This is a genomic window from Streptomyces sp. NRRL B-1140 (assembly GCF_001280065.1).
GTDB lineage: Bacteria > Actinomycetota > Actinomycetes > Streptomycetales > Streptomycetaceae > Streptomyces.
On sequence record NZ_LGEA01000114.1, the window covers coordinates 74,011 to 91,905 of the forward strand.

Sequence of the window (17,895 nt, forward strand, 5' to 3'; positions counted from 1 at the left end):
CGACTCGCCCCCTTTGCGACCCGTAGGCCGATCCGCGCCGTGAGGAGCCCGCCCGATGGACAGCCGCCGCCCCCCGCTCGTTCCCGCGTGTCCCACACTGCCGGAGTACGTACGGCACTGGGCCGGGACCACCCCCGACCGCCGGGCCTTCACCTTCGTCGAACATCCGGCACCGCACTCGCGCGGCGTCCACCGCACCCTGACCTGGCGCCGCCTGGACGTGCGGGTGCGGGCGATCGCCGCACGTCTCACGGGCGCGACGGACCCCGGGGACCGGGTCGCACTGCTGTGTCCGCAGGGCACGGAGTACGTGACCGCCTTCCTCGCGACCCTGGCCGCCGGGCTGGTGGCCGTACCGCTGTACACGCCGGGCCTGCCCGGGCACGCGGACCGGCTCGCGGGCGTCCTGGACGACGCGCGTCCCTCGGTGGTGGTGACCACCAGCAGGGTCGTGGACGAGGTGCGGGAGTTCCTCGGCGCCGACGGGCCGCGGATCGTCGTCGCGGACGAGGTGCCCGACGGCGAGGGGCGGGAGCGGCGACCGGTCGCCCCGGATCCCGGGGCGACCGCCTACCTGCAGTACACGTCCGGGTCGACCCGCGCCCCGGCCGGCGTGGAGATCACCCACGGCAACGTCGTAGCCAACGCCCGGCAGGCGCTGACCGCCTATGGCCTCGACACCCGTCTGCCGACCTGTGTGGGCTGGCTGCCGCTCTACCACGACATGGGGCTCGTGCTCAGCGTGGCGGCTCCCGTCGCGCGCGGGGCGCTGTCGGTACTGATGGACCCGGCGGCGTTCCTGCACGAGCCGGTGCGCTGGCTGCGGCTGCTCGCCGCGCACCCGAACGCCGTCAGCGCCGCCCCCAACTTCGCCTACGACTACTGCGTCGCGACCGTCACCGCAGAGCAGAAGGAGCACCTGCGGCTGGACGGGGTGACGGCGCTGATCAACGGCAGCGAGCCGGTCCGCCCGGGCACGGCCGACCGGTTCCACGCGGCGTTCGCCGACCAGGGCCTGGCGCCGGGGACGCACTGCCCGTCGTACGGGCTGGCCGAGGCCACGGTGTTCGTGTGCGCGGCCCGGCCGGGTGAGCCGCTGAGCCGGTTCGCGCTCGACCGCGACGCCCTGGCGGCCGGAAAGGCCCTGCCGGCCCGGCCCGACGATCCCCGGGCGGTGCTGCTGGCGGGCTGTGGCACTCCGGCGGGGCAGCGGGTCCGGGTGGCCGACCCGGTGTCACGGGCCCTGCTGGCGGAGGGCGAGGTCGGGGAGATCTGGGTGCAGGGGCCGAACGTGGGCCGCGGCTACTGGAGCCGGGACCCGCGGGAGGTCTTCGCCGCGCAGTTCGCGGACGCCGCTGCCGATCCGGGGCCCTGGCTGCGCACGGGTGACCTGGGGACGGTGCTGGAGGGGCGGCTGGTCGTCACGGGACGGCTGAAGGACCTGATCATCGTCGACGGGCGCAACCACTATCCCCAGGACGTCGAGGCGACGGTGCAGGAGGCGCACGACGCGGTGCGCCGGGACCGGCTCGCCGCCTTCGCCGTGCCGGGGGGTGCCGGCGGCGAGTGTGCGGTCGTCGTGGCGGAGCACACGCGGACCACGCACTCCGCCGAGCTGGACGTGGCCGCCCTGACGCGTGCCGTGCGCGGCGCCGTGTCCGCCCGGCACGGGCTGCGGCTGGCCGACGTCGTGGTGGTGGCGCCGGGGACCGTGCCACGCACCTCCAGCGGCAAGGTGTCACGGGCACTGACCCGCACCCGGTACCTGGAGGGTGCCTACGGCGGGCGGGCCCGGGCCGCGGGTGCCGCGGTATGAGGCGCATCGACGAGGCCGCGCTGCGCCGGATGATCGCCGATCGGGTGGCCGCCTGGAGCGGCGCATCCCCGGACGACGTTGCGATGGACCGGCCGCTCGCCGACCTGGGCATGGCCTCGCGCGACGCCGTCGCCCTGGCCGGTGAGCTGTCCCGCGCCACCGGCCGGGAGCTGCCGACGACGCTGCTGTGGGAAGCGCCCACCGGGGAGGCCCTGCTGGCGCGGCTGTGCGAGACACCCGCCCCGGGAGACGGCGTGGCGCCGGCGTCGCGCACCGCCGTGCCGGCCGGGACGGCCGAGCCGGTCGCGGTCGTCGGGGCCGGCTGCCGCCTGCCCGGCGGCGTGCACGGCCCGGACGACTACTGGCGGCTGCTCGGCGACGGCGTCGACGCGATCCGGCGCGTCCCGGAGGACCGCTGGCGCGACTTCACCGCGTTCCCGCCCGCCGAGGCCACTCCGTACGGCGGCTATCTGGACGACATCGCCGGGTTCGACGCGGAGTTCTTCCGCATCACGCCGCGCGAGGCCGCCGTGATGGACCCCCAGCAGCGTCTCCTGCTGGAGGTCGTCCACGAGGCGCTCGACCATGCCGCCCTGCCGGCCGGGTCCCTGGCGGGCACGGCCACCGGCGTGTTCGTCGGCATCTCCGCACCGGAGTACGGGCAGGTGACGGGAGCCGACCCGGCGGCCGTCGACCCCTGGGCCCCGGCCGGGGGCGCGCTCGGTGTCGCCGCCGGACGGCTCGCCTACGTCCTGGACACCCGGGGGCCGAGCCTTGCCGTCGACACGGCCTGCTCCTCCTCGCTGGTCGCCGTGCACCACGCCTGCGTCAGTCTGCGCACCGGCGAGAGCGACACGGCGATCGCGGCCGGGGTCAACCTGCTGCTGTCGCCGGCCGTCACGGTCGCCTTCCACCGGGCGGGCGCCCTGGCACCGGACGGGCGCTGCAAGCCGTTCTCCGCGGCGGCCGACGGCATCGGGCGCGGCGAGGGCTGCGCGGCGGTGATCCTGAAGCGGCTGTCGGACGCCGAGCGGGACGGCGACCGGGTCCTGGCCGTCATCCGGGCCAGCGTCGTCAACTCCGACGGCCGCTCGAACGGCCTGATGGCGCCCAGCCCGGCCGCCCAGCAGGCGTTGCTGGAACGGGCGTACGCGCAGGCCGGGCTCGCCGCGGAGCACGTCGACTATGTGGAGGCGCACGGCACGGGTACCCCGCTGGGCGACCCGATCGAGGCGGGTGCGCTCGGCGCGGTGCTCGGCGTGGGCCGGGACCCCGACCAGCCGCTGCTGCTGGGGTCCGCCAAGGGCAACCTCGGCCATCTGGAGTCGGCGGCGGGCATCGCGGGCCTGGTGAAGACCGTGCTGGCCCTGCACCACGACACCATCCCGCCGTCCCTGCACTGCGAGCGGGGGACCTCCCTCACCGATGCCCGGCTGCGGGTGGTGACCGAGCCCGAGCCCTGGCCCCGCTACGGCGGCACGGCCGTCGCGGGAGTCTCGGGGTTCGGCTTCGGCGGCACCAACGCCCATGTGGTGCTCGAGGAGGGACCGCCCGGCCTGGTCCCGGTGCGACCGGCCGAGGAACCGGCCGCCCGCCTGCACCTGCTCTCCGACCTGGACACCGAGCGCCTCGGCGACACGGCGGGCAGGCTCGCCCGCCGGCTGCGGGAGCACCCGGCGCACCCCGCCGACGTGGCCCGGACCCTGGCGGGGCGCACGGGCCGGGGTCCCGTGCGCGCCGCCGTGGCCGCCCGCGACCGGATCGAACTGGCCGACGCCCTGGATGCGTTGGCGTCCGGGAGGCCGGACAGCCGGGTCACGACCGGGGACCGCGACCGCGTGGGGCGCGGCCCCGTGTGGGTCTTCTCCGGGTACGGCAGCCAGTGGCCCGGCATGGGGCGCCGACTGCTGGCGGAGGAACCCGCGTTCGCCGCCGCCGTCGAGAAACTCGACCCGCAGCTCGCCCCCGAGTGCGGCCTGTCCCTGTACGACCACCTGTCCTCGGGTGACGGGCTCGACCGTCTGGAGGTCGCCCAACCGGTGCTGTTCGGCCTTCAGCTGGCACTCGCCGAGCTGTGGCGTTCCCACGGTGTCGAGCCCGCCGGTGTCATCGGCCACTCCATGGGCGAGGTGGCGGCGGCCGTGTGCGCGGGCGCGCTGGACGTGCCGGACGGGGCGCGTGTCATCGCCGTGCGGGCCCGGCTGCTGAGCCGTCTGCAGGGCGGCGCGATGGCCGTGGTGGACCTGGACGACTCCGAACTGGACGTGCTGGCGACGGACTTCCCGGACGTGCACGTCGCCGTGCACTCCTCCCCGCGGCAGAAGGTCGTCACGGGTGCGGAGGCCGCGGTGGCCGGGCTCGTGCGCCGACTGGAGGGGCAGGGCCGGGCGGCGAGGGCCATGCGGGTCGTCGGCGCCGGGCACTCGCCCCAGGTGGACGGGCTGCTGCCGGAGCTGCTGGAGGCGCTGTCCGGCATCCGGGGGCGGCGGCCGCGCGTCCCGGTCCACTCCACGGTCCTCGACGACCCGCGCGGGGACTGCCTGTTCGACGCCGCGCACTGGGCGGCCAACCTGCGCAGGCCCGTGCGGCTGGACCGGGCACTCGCTTCGGCCGCAGCCGACGGCCACACGGCCTTCGTCGAGATCTCCCCTCACCCCGTGCTGACGGGACCCGTCGCGGACACCGTGCCCGGCGCCCTCACCCTGGCCACGCTGCGCCGGGACGCCGACGGGTCGGAGGCGTTCGCCGGGCAACTGGGCGCCCTGTACGCGGCGGGACAACGACTGCCCGTGCCGCCCGGGCGGGTCGTCGACCTGCCGCTGCCCCGGTGGCGGCACGTACGGCACTGGTGGACGGACCGCAGGGCCGCTCGCACCGACCCGGCGCCGCAGGAACCTCCTGCCGCTGTGCACGAGCCCCCCTCGTCGGTCCTGACCCGTGTGACCCGCCACATCGCCGCCGTCACCGGCCACTCCCCCGCCCGTATCACCCCGGGCACCGCGTGGGCCGACCTCGGCCTGGACTCGCTGATGGCGGTCCGGGTGCGTACGGCGGTGGAGCGCGAGTTCGGCATCGAGCTGCCCCTGCGCGAGCTGTTCGCCGCCGTCACCGTGGAGGACGCCGTCATGCGTGTCGAGCACGCCCTGGCCCGCGGCGACACCCCGGTGCGGCCGCTGCGTGCCACCGGCTCACGGCCCCCGCTGTTCCTCGTCCACGCCGCCGGCGGCCCGGTCGGCGTCTACCGGACGCTCACCGAACTCCTCGGCGACGACCAGCCGGTGTACGGGCTGGAGCGGATCGAGGACGCCGGGAGCGTGTCCGAGAAGGCACGGCGCTACGCCGAGGCGATCGACGCCGTCCACCCCGACGGCCCGTCGGTGTTGGGCGGTTGGTCCTTCGGCGGCTTCGTCGCCCAGGAGACGGCACGTCAACTGATCGCCGCAGGGCGGGAGGTGCGGCTGGTCGTGCTCATCGACTCGGTACGGCCCCTCCTCCGCCCGGGATCGACGCGGTCCGACCGGATCCGGGCGCACTTCGAGGGCTTCGCCCGCCACGTCGCCGACGCCTACGGCGTGCGGCTGGAGTTGCCGTACGACGAGCTCGTGGCGATGGACGACGACGCGGCCCGGATCGACGCCGTGCTGCGGGCCCTGCGGGCCGCCGCCGACGTGCCGCCCGCGGCACTGGAGCACCAGCGGGCCTCCTATCTGGACATGGGCATCGGCGAGTCGCACACCCCCGCCGCCCATGACGGGCCGGTGATCCTCTACCGGGCCACCGAACCCGCGCCGCACACCGTGCGCGACCCCGCGTACGAGCGGGACGACCCTGCGCTGGGCTGGGACGAGGTGTGCCCGCGTCTGCAGGTGGTGCCGGTGGCCGGTCACCATCTGTCGCTGCTCGATCCGCCGCACGTCGGCGAGATCGCCGCCCATCTGAGCCGGACACTCGCCGAGCCGGCCCCCTGACATGGAACCCGAGGAGCCGTCATGCCCCACCTGCCGCAGCAGCCCGCCGCCGCGATGTCCCGGCGCACCGTAGCGAGAGCGACCGCCGCCGCCGGTCTCGCCGCCCTGTTCGGGGCCGCGACCGGCACGGCCCGGGCGGCCGCCCGGCTCGGGCCGCGCACGCTGGACGTGTCCGTGCCCTCCGCGGCGCTCGGCCGCAGCGCGCCGGTCCGGCTGATCCTGCCGTCGGACTTCGGTACGCGCCCGGAGAAGAAGTACCCGGTGCTGTACCTGCTGCACGGCGCCCACGACGACTACACCTCGTGGACCCGTGAGACGGACATCGAGGCGTTCACCGCCGGCCGCGACCTGATCGTGGCGATGCCGGACGCGGGCCCCACCGGCATCCCGAGCGCCTGGCGGGGCGGCCCCGACTACGAGACGTTCCAGGTGAAGGAGGTGCCGGCGCTGCTCGCCCGGAACTACCGGGCCTCCGGCACCCGGGCGGTCGCCGGGGTGTCCACCGGTGGCTACGGTGCCCTGGCCCACGCTGCCCGCCACCCCGGGGCGTTCGCCGCGGCGGCCTCCTACAGCGGCATCCTCGACACCATGGCTCCCGGTGTTCCCGCCATCGTGGACGCGATCGTGGCGCGCGAGAACCTCCCGGCCGGGTCCCTCTGGGGCAATCCGGTGTTCAACGCCCTGACGTGGCGGGACTTCAATCCGCGCGCCCGTGCCACCGGGCTGCGCGGCACGGCCCTGTTCCTGTCGCAGGGCAGCGGAGTCGGCAACGGCGGCGATCCGCTGCCCGGGATCCTGGAGAGCGCCCTGTGGCCCTCGGCCCAGGGCTTCGCCCGCGCCTTGGCCCTCATGGGAGTCCCCGCCACCACGCACTTCTACGGGGGCGGCGGGCACGACTGGGCGCACTGGAAGCCGGAGTTCACCGCCTCGTGGCCGGTCCTCGCCCGTGCGCTGGGGGTGCCGGAGTGACGGGGGTGCCGTCGGGGCACGGAACGGAGCGGAGGGGTCGTCCGTCCCGCACGGGACTCCCCACTCGTCCCACGGGCGACGGCCCGCGGGTGAGCCGCTTCCGGTCGAAAGGAGTGTCCGTGATGGCTGTGCCCACCCCGCACGGCGTGCCGGACCACCCCACCACGCCGCAGTTCCCCCCTGAGCTCGCGCAGGTGCTGCGGGCCGATCTGGCGGCCGTCGCCGACGAGGTGGAGGAGGAGGTCCGCCGTCAGGTGCCCGAGTACGCCCGGCCCGCCGACGGAGCGTACCGCCAGGCCCTGCGGTCCGGGGTGGTGCAGGCGCTGACCCTGTTCGTCGACCACATCGCCGACCCGCGCGACGACGGGGACGCGATCGCGGCGACGTACTACGAACTCGGGCGGGGTGAGGCCCTGGAGGGCCGCAGCCTGGACGCGTTGCAGTCCGCGCTGCGGGTGGGCGGTATGTGCGCCTGGCGGCGGATGGGCCGGACGGCGGAGGAACTCGGGCTGGACTCCACGGTGGTGGCCGTGCTCGGGGAGCTGGCCTTCCGGACCGTGCACGAGGTCGCCCAAGCGGCCGCGTCCGGGTACGCCGAGGCCCGGCTGCGCAGCTCCGACGAGCTGGAGCGACGCCGGGGGCGCCTGCTGGGCCTGCTCCTGGAGGACGGGCCGGTGGCGCCGGAGGCCGTGCAGGACCTGGCGCACGGCGCGCGCTGGCCCGTGCCCCGGACGGTCGCCGTCGTGGCGCTCGCGGCGGCGCCGGACCGGCGGGAGGAGGACCGGCCGCTGGCGGCGGCGGGTGCGCTGGTGGACATGGGGTCCCGCCCGCCGCGCATGCTGGTGCCCGACCCGGACGGCTCCGGCGGCATCGGTGGCCGGGCGTTCACGCTCGCGCTGCGCGGGCGGCCCGCCGCGATCGGCCCGACGGTCGCGGTCACCGAGGCCGCGCAGTCGCTGCGCCTGGCCACCCGGGCGCTCGGGCTGATGGGTCGTGGGGTGCTGCCCCGTCAGGGCGTGGTGCGCTGTGACGAGCATCTGTCGACGCTGCTGTTGCACGGCGACGAGCCGCTGCTGGGGCGGCTGCGGAGCCGGGCCCTGGCGCCCCTCGGCACGGTGTCGGCGGGGCAGCGCGACCGGCTCGCCGAGACACTGCTGGCCTGGCTGCTCAGCGGCAGCAACGTGCCGGACGTCGCCGTGCGGCTGCACATCCACCCCCAGACGGTCCGCTACCGCCTGCGTCAGTTGGAGAAGCTCTTCGGCGACGCCCTGCACGACCCGGCGACGCGCCTCGATCTCATTCTCGCGTTGCGCGCGGAATCACTACACGCGCGGGAGAACTGACTTTCCCTGTTCGAGCGGCGTACTCAATCGGCGACAAAAACCGGCGGGGTTTCCATAATCCTGTCCATAACAGCAGGCGGGAGACAGCCCATACGTTCGGGGCGTCCTTTTTCGCAGGCGCTTCCCGCGCCTTTCCCCACGCGGAGGATCCCCCATGCGTATCCGTCTGTGTCTCGCGGCGCTCTCACTGGCCGGCGGGGCGGGACTCGCCACCATCTCGGCTCCCCAGGCCATGGCCGCGGCCTGCTCGGACGTCGAGGTCGTCGCGGCCCGCGGCACCTTCGAGCCGGGCACGCTCGGCTTCATCGTCGGCGACCCGGTGTATTCCGCCCTGCAGAAGAAGGCGGCGGGCAGGAACGTTTCCAGCTACAAGGTGAACTACCCCGCCGATCTCTCCCCCACGTCCGCGGCCCAGGGCAATCTGGATCTGGTGAATCATGTGAAGAGCCAGGCCGCCGCCTGCCCGAATCAGAAGTTCGTTCTCGTCGGCTATTCGCAGGGTGCGAACGTCGTGGACAACTCGATCGGCATCAGCAGTGCCGGTGCGGTGGTCGGCAGCCCCATCGTGGCCACGCTGCCCGCCGCGGTCGAGCCCAAGGTCGCCGCGGTGCTGCTGTTCGGCAACCCGATCCGGGCGCTCGGCAAGAGCGTCACCGGCACCTACCAGGGCCGCACGCTCGACCTCTGTGCCAAGGGTGACCCCGTCTGCGAGAACGGCGGCGGCGACGTCGGGGCGCACCTGGGCTACCGGGACGACGCCGAGGAGGCGGCCACGTTCGCCGCGGGCAGGCTCTGAGCCCGCCTGACAGGGCGCGGGGCCCGGGAGGATGTCCTCCCGGGCCCCGCGTGTGTGCGGACGACGGCTAGCGCGGTGTCCGTGCGAAGTCGGCGAGGCTGGTGGAGACGGGCTCGGGCCGTCCGTCGTTCTGCACGGGCGCGGCCGTCAGGACGTCGAGGTGCTGGTAGCCGTCCGCGACCACCGGGTGCAGGTCGGCCGGGACCCGTCCGGCCAGCAGACCCTCACCGGCGAGCACGGTGAGCACCGGGTTGGCCTTGAGCCCCTCGGGGTGGACGACGAGTTTCTTCACCTGCGGTGAGGTGGCCAGTTCGATGTCCGTGACCAGCTTGGTCGGGAAGTACTGCTCGGTGAAGTCCAGCGGCTGCTCGGCGAGGCTGCGGGCCAGTTGGCGTATGTCGGTGACCTCCTCGCCGGGGCCGGTGAACGGGGTGCCGTCGGCCGACCGGTGGCCGGGGTCGTCCGGGTCGCCCACGCGGTCGTAGTTGCGCCAGGTGTAGAGGGGACCCCGCGGCCGGTCGGGGGTGGCCTTGTACGCGGTGCCGTACAGCCCCGGTCGAGCGTCACCCCCGTTGGCGGCCGGGAAGCTCTTGTCGGCGATCGGTCCGCCGTCGAAGAAGCCGACACTGGTCTGCAGGAACGCCAGGGGGACGGAGTTGTCGTCCAGCAGTGCCCCGAGGACGGCCCCGTTGGTGAGCCGGAAGTCCTTCACCGCCGGGGAGCCGCTGAGGAAGGCGGCGGTGTCCTTGGCGAACAGGAAACGGTGAGTGGCCTCGATGTTGAGGTTGCGGGGCAGGTAGCCGGGCAGGTCCGCCTCACCGTCCAGGTCCTTCAGGGCTCCCAGTCCCGCGATGCCGAGGAGGGTCATGGTCTCGGGGTTGAGCAGCACCGGCGCCGACAGGGTGCGCGGCAGTACCCCGCTGTCCAGTCCGGCCTGCACGACACCGTGACCGAGGCCGGTGTCGGGCAGGTTGGTGTCCTCGGGGATGCTGCCGCTGAGGTCGCCCAGCGTGGTCGAGACGGTCGTGTCGAGGGCGAAGTAGCCGGCGCACTGGTTGTACCCGGCGTCCGCCGTGGTGGCGCGGTCGCCGTCGAAGTCGGCCGCGGCGAAGTAGCCGGTGATGACACCGCCCAGCGAGTGCCCGCCGCACAGCACTTTCCGCTTGCGCTGTGCCGGGGAGGGCAACTCGGCGGTGAGGAGGTCGTACTGGTCGCGTACGGTCTGCTCGATCCCGAGCTTCGCCATCCACCCCAGCTGCGCGTTGCCGGCGTAGCCGCCGAAGGTCCGGCCGCCGACCTGCTTGCCGCGGTAGTAGTAGTCGACGGCGGTGTGCTGGTCGCCGGTGGCGATGCCGGTGCGGTCCTCCAGGCAGTTGGAGCGCCGGTCCAGCGCCCAGAACTCGATGTGCAGCCCCTGCTCGGCGGCCCGTGTGACCGTGTTGCGGGCGACACCGTCGAAGGCCCCCGCTCCTTCCAGGATGCCGGGCTGGGCGATGAGGATCCGGTCGGCGTCGGCGGACGCGGCCGGGCCGTCGGCGGAGCGGTAGCGCAGGTACGACAGCCAGTCGCACGCCGCCGGACGGGGCCCGGCCGATTCCGGCAGCGGCACCTGCACGAGCACCACCGACTCCGTCACCCCGGTCACCGGCGAGGTCGACGTGACCGGCAGCTCGGTGCGCGTTCCCTCGGCGCGTGCCCCCGGGGTGGCGGCCGTGAGTGTCCCGGCGGTCAGCAGTGCCGCGAGCGCGGCACCACGCCACTTCCTTCTGCAGATACGGTCCATGTCCATGCCATGGACGCTAGGGCGGTGGGACGCCCGCTCTCAGTCAGTGCTGATGAGAACTCAGCTTCCGGACGACGGCTTGTCACCGCCGCACAGCGCGCACGGCCCCGGCGGGAGAGGGGGTTCGTACCGCTTCTGGACGCCACCGAGCTGCGGACCGGCCGTTTCGGGAGCATGGTGGGGCTATGGACGGTCAACCCCCTGTGGTCGTGCAGCCGCCCGCGACGGACGGCGGACGGCTGGTGACCATCCACGGCGAGCGCATGGGCGTCGCCTACAGCCTCTTCGACGTGCTGGACCTGCTGCACCGCGAGGGCCTGCCCACCACGGACACGGCCGTCGACGACACCGAGCTGATCGAGTGGCAGGGCGGCGGCCCGTACGACTGGAACAACGGGGCGTCCGACGAGGCGTGAGGCTGCTCACACCTCGTCGGACGCCCCGTCGAGACGGTCGTGAGGGGCGGGTGTCAGTTCCGGGATCGGCGGGGATCCGAAGGTACGCCGGCTCGGCTTCGGGCCGTGGAGCCGGGCGTCACGCTGACCGACTTGCCGGCGTGGCCTCTTGACCGGAAGGCGAGGCGGGGCAGCCCTCCCGGCCCGAGGCGCGGCGCACTCGACGAGCCGTTCGCTGCGCCCGGCGATACGCTGCGCGAAAACGGCTTTTTGCCCTCTTCTGGGAGGTTCCTATGGCCTCGCGTCTCAACCCGTATCTCACCTTCAACGGCGACGCCCGGCAGGCGATGGAGTTCTACAAGGAGGTCTTCGGCGGCACCCTCGACCTGAACAGCTACGGCGAGTTCGGGCAGGCGGACGCCCCGAACGCCGACAAGATCATGCACGGCATGCTGGAGACCACCAGCGGCTTCACCCTGATGGGCGCCGACGACCCGCCGGGCATGGAGTCCGAGCAGGGCAGCCGCTTCTCCGTGAGCCTGAGCGGCGACGACGAAGCCGAGTTGCGCGGCTACTGGCAGAAGCTGTCCGAGGGCGGTGCGGTGTCGGTGCCGCTGGAGAAGCAGATGTGGGGTGACGTGTTCGGCATGTGCACGGACCGCTTCGGCGTCCCGTGGATGGTCAACATCAGCACGGAGGGCTGAGCGGCCCGCTGGAGCCCGGTCCGAGTCCGGTGAGACCGCGCTGCACGGGGTAGGCGAGTCGCACCCGCCGGGGTGCCGCTGCCCAGCGCGGCCGGCACCGTGCGCACCCGGCCGGCCGCGGTCGGCCGGGGCCCGGCGGCCGGACTTCGACAGGCAAGGAGCGGCCATGGACGTCAGGGTCGAGACGACACCGACCCCCACCCCCGCCGGCGGCGTCGCGGACCCGACGCCGCCGGCGGTCTCGCGGCGGCTGCGGGTCATCACGACCATCGCCACGTTCGGCGGTCTGCTCTTCGGCTACGACACGGGCGTCGTCAACGGCGCCCTGCCCTACATGACCACGGACCTCGGCCTGACCCCCGTCACCGAGGGCATGGTCACCAGCTCGCTGCTGCTGGGTGCCGCGCTGGGCGCGGTGGCCGGCGGCCGGATGTCGGACGCACGCGGCAGGCGGCGCACCATCCTGCTGCTGGCCGCGCTGTTCTTCCTCGGCGCCCTGGGCTGCACGCTCGCCCCGACGACCGCCGTGATGGTCGGGGCCCGGTTCGTGCTGGGCCTCGCGGTCGGCGGTACCTCGGTGACCGTGCCGGTGTATCTCGCCGAGGTGTCGCCCGCCGAGCGACGCGGCCCCCTCGTCACCCGCAACGAGCTGATGATCGTCACCGGTCAGCTGCTGGCGTTCACGGTCAACGCGATCATCGCCCGCATCGGCGGCGAGTCCGGCGGCGTGTGGCGCTGGATGCTGGTCGTCGCCACACTGCCGGCCGTGGTGCTGTGGTTCGGCATGCTGGTGTTGCCGGAGAGCCCGCGCTGGCTGGCCTCCGAGAGCCGCTTCGGCGAGGCCCTCGGCGTTCTGAAGCAGGTGCGGTCGCGGGCCCGGGCCGAGGCCGAGCTGAAGGAGGTCTCCGCGCTCGCCGTGCAGGATGCGCGGACGAAGCTCGCAGACCGGCAGGACATCAGGAGCACACCGTGGATGCGCAAGCTGCTGCTCGTCGGCTTCGGCATCGCCGTCGTGCAGCAGATCACCGGCGTGAACACGATCATGTACTACGGCACGCAGATCCTCACCGACGCCGGTTTCGCCGCCGACAGCGCACTGACGGCGAACATCGCCAACGGTGTGATCTCGGTTCTGGCCACCTTCGTCGGCATCCGGCTGCTGGGCCGGGTGCCGCGCCGCCCCATGCTGATGACCGGTCAGGTGGGGACGACCACCGCGCTCTTGCTGATCGGCGTCTTCTCGCTGGTGCTGCCCCCGGGTGATCCGCGGGCGTTCGCGGTGCTCGCGATGACAGTGACGTTCCTCGCCTTCCAGCAGGGCGCCATCTCGCCGGTGACCTGGCTGATGCTGTCGGAGATGTTCCCGATGCGGATGCGCGGCTTCGGGATGGGGGCGGCGGCCGTGGTGCTCTGGCTGACCAATTTCGTGATCGGGCTGGTCTTCCCGTCCCTGGTCTCCGGGATCGGGATCTCCCCCACCTTCTTCCTGTTCGTGGCCGCGGGCGTGGTGTCCCTCCTCTTCGTGAAGCGGTACGTCCCCGAGACCGGTGGCCGCACACTGGAAGCCCTCGAGGCCGAGCTCCGGGCGCGCTTTTCCCGACCACCCTTCGAGGAGGGACGCCCGGCAGAGCGGGGAATCAGGGGCTCGTGAGGATCACGAGCTCCCGCGTCGCCCTCGTCATCGCCACATAGCGGTCGACGGCACCCTCGACACCGTCGCCGAAGTCCTCCGGGTCGACCAGGACCACCAGGTCGAACTCCAGCCCCTTCGACAGCTCCGGGGTCAGCGACCGGACGCGGGCCGAGGCCGGCCGGAACGCCGGGTCTCCGATCACACAGGCGATCCCGTCGGCGTGCCCGGCCAGCCATGTGTCGAGGATCGACGTCAGCTCGGCGGCCGGCCCGTGGCGGACGGGGACGCCCCCGCTGCGGATCGACACCGGCACGTTGGCGTCCGGCAGCACGGCCCGGATGACCGGCTCGGCCTCCGCCATGATCTCCTGCGGAGTCCGGTAGTTGACGCTCAGTGAGGCCATCTCGACCCGGTCCAGCCCGACCCGCTCCAGGCGTTCCCGCCACGACTCCGTGAACCCGTGCCGGGCCTGCGCGCGGTCACCGACGATGGTGAAGCTCCTGGACGGGCAGCGCCGCAGCAGCATCTGCCACTGCGCGTCGGTGAGTTCCTGCGCCTCGTCCACGACGATGTGTGCGAACGGTCCGGCGAGCCGGTCCGGTTCGGCGGTGGGCAGCGCGCTGTGGTCGACCAGGGAGTTGCGCATGTCCTGGCCGTGCAGCATGACCAGTACGCCTTCGCCGTCGTCGTGGCTGTGGGCCTCCAGCAGGTTGCCGATGACGTCGGCCATGCCCTGCTGCTGTGCGGCGAGGGCGGCCTCCTGCCGGCGCCTGCGCCGTGCGGCGTCCGGGTCGCCGAGCCGATGGCGTGCCGCGTCCAGCAGCGGCAGGTCGGACACGGTCCAGGCGTGCGGCTGCGCGCGTTGCAGGGTGCGCACCTGGTCGCGGTCGAGCCAGGGCGCGCACATGCGCAAGTAGGCGGGCACGGACCAGAGGTCCCCGACGAGGTCGGTCGCCTCGAGCAGCGGCCAGGCACGGTTGAAGACCGTGAGCAGGTCCCGGTCCCGCGACAGCGCCTTGCGGAGCGGCTCCTCGGGGACGTCGCCCTCGTGCTTGTCCACGAGGATCGTGAGCAGTTCCTCCCAGACCTGCTCGCGCGCCTCGTTGTGCGGCGTGCCGGGTTCGGCCGCGTCGAAGGCCGCCGCCCAGTCGTGGTCGCCCAGGCGGACGTCGGACCAGTGGGTCGTGACCGTCATCGCCTCGGTGGGCGGCTCCTCGTAGAACCGGACGGCCTTCTCGATCGCCCGCACCATGTCCGCGGACGACTTCAGACGGGCCACCTCCGGGTCGGTCTCGGCCGCCGCGGTGGCGCCCTCGTCGACGAGGTCCGCCAGCAGGCAGGTCTGCACACCCTCTTCGCCGAGGCTGGGCAGAACGTCGGACACGTAGGACAGGTAGGGCCGGTGCGGACCGACGAACAGCACCCCGCCCCGGCGGTGCTGCCCGAGGCGCGGGTCGCAGTGGAGGAGGTAGGCGGAGCGGTGCAGGGCGACGACGGTCTTGCCGGTGCCCGGGCCGCCGTCGACGACCAGAGCGCCGCGGGAACCGGCGCGGATGACGGCGTCCTGGTCGGCCTGGATGGTGCCCAGCACGTCCCGCATGCGGGGCGAGCGGTTGGTGCCGAGGCTCGCGATGAAGGCGGACTGGTCGTCGAGGGCGGCGTGCCCGGCGAACGCGTCGGCGGCGAACACCTCGTCCCAGTAGTCGCTGATCCTGCCGTCGGTCCAGCGGTAGCGGCGGCGGCTGGTCAGACCCATCGGGTTGCCGTGAGTCGCCCCGAAGAACGGCTCGGCTGCCGGGGAACGCCAGTCGACCAGCAGCCGGCGTCCCTCGCTGTCCGTGAGGCCGAGCCGTCCCACGTACACGGGCCCGGAGCCGTCCGCGCCGACCATGCGCCCGAGACACAGGTCCAGTCCGAAGCGGCGCAGGGCGCGCAGGCGCGTGGTCAGCCGGTGGATCTCGGCGTCGCGGTCCATGGCCTGCCTGCCCTTGCCGCCGGGCGCCCTGCGCTCGGCCTCCAGACGGTCGGACAGTTCCGCGACGGACTGCTCCAGGCAGTCGGCGACGGCGGCGAAGTGCCGCTCGTCCCCGGCGATCGACGCCGGGGTGGCCTTGTGCGCGAGGCGGCCGGGAAGATCGAACGCGCTCGTTGTCGCAGGGGTCACGTCATGCTCCCGTTTCCGCAGGTCCTGGGCTTAGGCCGGATATCTTGCGGCAGACGGGGGGCCTTGCCGCAAGGCCCCCCGTGGGCTATAACTTGAGACAGGCAAGGAGAGCACTCCTCGCCTTTTTTGTTGCCCGCCCCTGGTGCCCACCGGCCGTTTTCCTGTGGCACGCTCGTCGTTCTGGCAGCGTGGAGAGGCGGCGGCATGCGCATAGGACTGCTCGGCACCGGACCTTGGGCACGGATGGCCCACGCCCCCGCACTGAGCGGGCACGGGCAGCTGGACTTCACGGGCGTGTGGGGCCGTCGCCCCGAGGCCGCGAAGGAACTGGCCGAGCGGCACGGTGTCCGTGCCTACGACGCTGCCGACGAGCTGTTCGCCGACGTGGACGCGGTGGCCGTCGCGCTGCCGCCGCAGGTGCAGGCCGAACTCGCCGCGCGGGCGGCGCGGGCCGGGTGCCATCTGCTGCTCGACAAGCCGCTCGCGCCGACGGTGGAGCAGGGACGCGCCGTGGTCGAGGCGGCCCGGGAGGCCGGTGTCGCCTCGGTCGTGTTCTTCACGACCCGCTTCCAGCCCGAGCCGGCGGCGTGGATCGCCGAACAGGCGGCTGTGCCGGGCTGGTTCACCGCCCGGGCCGAGTGGCTCGGGGCGGTGTTCACCAGCGAGAGCCCCTTCGCGACGCCGTGGCGGCGGGAGAAGGGCGCCCTGTGGGACGTCGGCCCGCACGCCCTGTCCGTCCTGCTGCCGGTCCTCGGTGACGTGCGGCGCGTGACCGCGGCGGCGTACGGCCCCGGCGACACGGCGCACGTCGTCCTCGACCACGCCGGTGGCGCGTCGAGCACCCTCACCTTGAGCCTGACGGCGCCGCCCGCCGCGGCCGGTGCCGCCCTGGAGTTGCGCGGAGAGGCCGGGGTCACGGCGCTTCCGGACGGCTCCGACGGCGCGGTGCCCGCGCTGATGCGTGCCGCGGACGCGCTGCTCGACGCCGCCCGGACCGGTCGCCCGCACGCCTGCGACGCGGCGTTCGGCCTGCGGGTCACGGAGATCCTCACGGCGGCCCAGGAGTTGCTGAACCCCTGAGCACGCGGACGGTCCCGGAGCTGCTGGTCCCCGAGCGTGCGGGCGGCCCTGGCGCTAGGCCGGTTCGAAGTTGAGCCGCTCCTTCACCACCGGGTAGCCGGCCTTGGCGAAGTTCGCCGCCATGGGGAAGTTGCCCTGGTCCGTGGCGGCGGCGACGAACTCCGCCCCCTGCTCGGCCAGGAAGTGCGTGCACTCGGCCAGCAGGTCGTAGGCGTAGCCGTGGCCGCGGTGCTCCGGAAGGACGCCGATGAATCCGACGCAGGGACCCGTCGGGTTGTGGGCCGGGACGTGGATGCCGACCGGGTCGCCCTGCGCCGTGTACGCCACCTGCCACCACTCGCGCGGTGACGGGCACCAGTGGAAGAAGTCGAGTTCCTCCTGGGCCGCCCGGTCCGGCCCGCCCTGCTCGATGGCCTTGAGCGCGTGCGCGTCCAGGGTGACGGAGTGGATGCGGCGCAGGGCGTCGAAGAACACGGCGTCGTCGGGCTCGGCGCGGAACTCCAGGCGGCGTGGCCGCTCGGGCAGGCCGCGGTCGGGGGTCCAGCGGTACAGGAGGCGTTCGACCAGGAGGTCGTAGCCGGCGGTCCGGGCGGCGGTGAAGCGGGTCTCGGCGGCAGCGCGCAGGGCGGGGTCGTCACGCCAGCCGGCGGGCAGGTTCAGCTCCAGTTCGACCTGCCAGGGGGCGGAACGCAGGAGTGCGGCGCCCGCCTCCTCCTCGCCCTCGGCCACGTCGAACCAGTTGAGGTTGACGGGCTCGCTGTCGTCGGGGCCGCCCCACCAGGCGCCGCGGGCGACGACACGGCCGTCGCGCAGGGCCACACGCTTCCAGTCGGGGCGGTGCCGGGTCAGCCGGTGGCCCTCACGGGCGCCCAGCGGGTCGGGCAGGGTGTCGAAGAGTTCGGCGTCGCTCGTGTCGAGCGCGCGGATGACCACGTCGGTCATGGGGGTGTCCTCCGGGACGCATACGGCTCGGAGCGCTCCCGGTCGGTCAGTCGCAGCACGCCGGGACAACGGGGAGGGAGCGCGGGATCGGTGTGAACTGCACGGCTCTGCCCTCCTTCCACAGGTCTCGGGGCGTGGCGCGGCACACGCTACGGGGTCTTCGGGCGGGAGGTCCACCGATTTCAGGCACGTCTCGACGACCGCTCGAGAGGGCGGCCGGGCGGCGGCCGTCACCCCCGAGAGGTGGCCACCCGGCGGCCCGCGGCGGTGCGGTCCCGGGTGCGGCGGCCGGTCGGCCGTAG

The 17,895-nt window shown here is 73.8% G+C and carries 12 protein-coding genes; 9 read left to right on the forward strand and 3 right to left on the reverse strand.

Features of this window, described 5'->3' with window-relative positions; genetic code table 11:
* Positions 1-55 precede the first annotated feature (55 nt).
* The 5 genes from ADK65_RS26410 (at position 56) to ADK65_RS26430 (ending at position 8,892) form a co-directional block, all read left to right on the forward strand.
* Entirely contained in the window at positions 56-1,816 is a 1,761-nt protein-coding gene (locus tag ADK65_RS26410; RefSeq protein ID WP_053673322.1) for a fatty acyl-AMP ligase, read from the forward strand.
* A complete protein-coding gene (locus ADK65_RS26415) occupies positions 1,813-5,784 on the forward strand; it encodes a type I polyketide synthase (RefSeq protein ID WP_053673324.1) in 3,972 nt (1,323 codons plus the stop codon). The genes ADK65_RS26410 and ADK65_RS26415 overlap by 4 nt, the downstream gene beginning before the upstream one ends.
* 21 nt (positions 5,785-5,805) lie before the next feature.
* Positions 5,806-6,753, forward strand: a complete 948-nt coding sequence (locus tag ADK65_RS26420) for an alpha/beta hydrolase (RefSeq protein WP_053673326.1) — start codon at positions 5,806-5,808, stop codon at positions 6,751-6,753.
* 122 nt (positions 6,754-6,875) lie between these two features.
* Positions 6,876-8,096: a PucR family transcriptional regulator gene (locus ADK65_RS26425; protein ID WP_053673328.1), complete on the forward strand. Its 1,221-nt coding sequence runs from the start codon at positions 6,876-6,878 to the stop codon at positions 8,094-8,096.
* A 154-nt stretch (positions 8,097-8,250) separates the two neighbouring features.
* Entirely contained in the window at positions 8,251-8,892 is a 642-nt protein-coding gene (locus ADK65_RS26430) for a cutinase family protein (RefSeq protein WP_053673330.1), read from the forward strand.
* Positions 8,893-8,959: 67 nt separating this feature from the next.
* Here the strand turns inward: ADK65_RS26430 and ADK65_RS26435 are convergent, their stop codons facing one another.
* Complete coding sequence (locus ADK65_RS26435) at positions 8,960-10,681, reverse strand: hypothetical protein (RefSeq protein WP_053673332.1); 1,722 nt, start codon at positions 10,679-10,681, stop codon at positions 8,960-8,962.
* A 179-nt stretch (positions 10,682-10,860) separates the two neighbouring features.
* On the opposite strand from ADK65_RS26435, the gene ADK65_RS26440 reads away from it, so the two are divergent.
* The 3 genes from ADK65_RS26440 to ADK65_RS26450 all read left to right on the forward strand — a co-directional run bounded on the left by ADK65_RS26440 (position 10,861) and on the right by ADK65_RS26450 (position 13,425).
* Positions 10,861-11,091, forward strand: a complete 231-nt coding sequence (locus ADK65_RS26440) for a hypothetical protein (RefSeq protein WP_031143787.1) — start codon at positions 10,861-10,863, stop codon at positions 11,089-11,091.
* Positions 11,092-11,363: 272 nt separating this feature from the next.
* On the forward strand, positions 11,364-11,774 hold the full coding sequence (locus ADK65_RS26445; RefSeq protein WP_053673334.1) for a VOC family protein: 411 nt from the start codon (positions 11,364-11,366) through the stop codon (positions 11,772-11,774).
* 166 nt (positions 11,775-11,940) lie between these two features.
* Positions 11,941-13,425: a sugar porter family MFS transporter gene (locus ADK65_RS26450; RefSeq protein ID WP_053673336.1), complete on the forward strand. Its 1,485-nt coding sequence runs from the start codon at positions 11,941-11,943 to the stop codon at positions 13,423-13,425.
* On the opposite strand, the gene helR is transcribed toward ADK65_RS26450, so the two are convergent.
* A complete protein-coding gene (gene helR / locus ADK65_RS26455) occupies positions 13,412-15,571 on the reverse strand; it encodes an RNA polymerase recycling motor ATPase HelR (protein WP_053673339.1) in 2,160 nt (719 codons plus the stop codon). The genes ADK65_RS26450 and helR overlap by 14 nt on opposite strands.
* A 204-nt stretch (positions 15,572-15,775) precedes the next feature.
* Between helR and ADK65_RS26460 the strand changes: the two genes are divergently transcribed.
* The gene (locus ADK65_RS26460; protein ID WP_053673341.1) at positions 15,776-16,651 is read left to right on the forward strand and encodes a Gfo/Idh/MocA family protein; all 876 of its coding nucleotides are present in this window, start codon (positions 15,776-15,778) and stop codon (positions 16,649-16,651) included.
* 54 nt (positions 16,652-16,705) lie between these two features.
* Here the strand turns inward: ADK65_RS26460 and ADK65_RS26465 are convergent, their stop codons facing one another.
* Positions 16,706-17,593 carry a GNAT family N-acetyltransferase gene (locus ADK65_RS26465; RefSeq protein ID WP_053673343.1) on the reverse strand — a complete coding sequence of 296 codons (888 nt, stop codon included), beginning with the start codon at positions 17,591-17,593 and terminating at the stop codon, positions 16,706-16,708.
* Positions 17,594-17,895 lie beyond the last annotated feature (302 nt).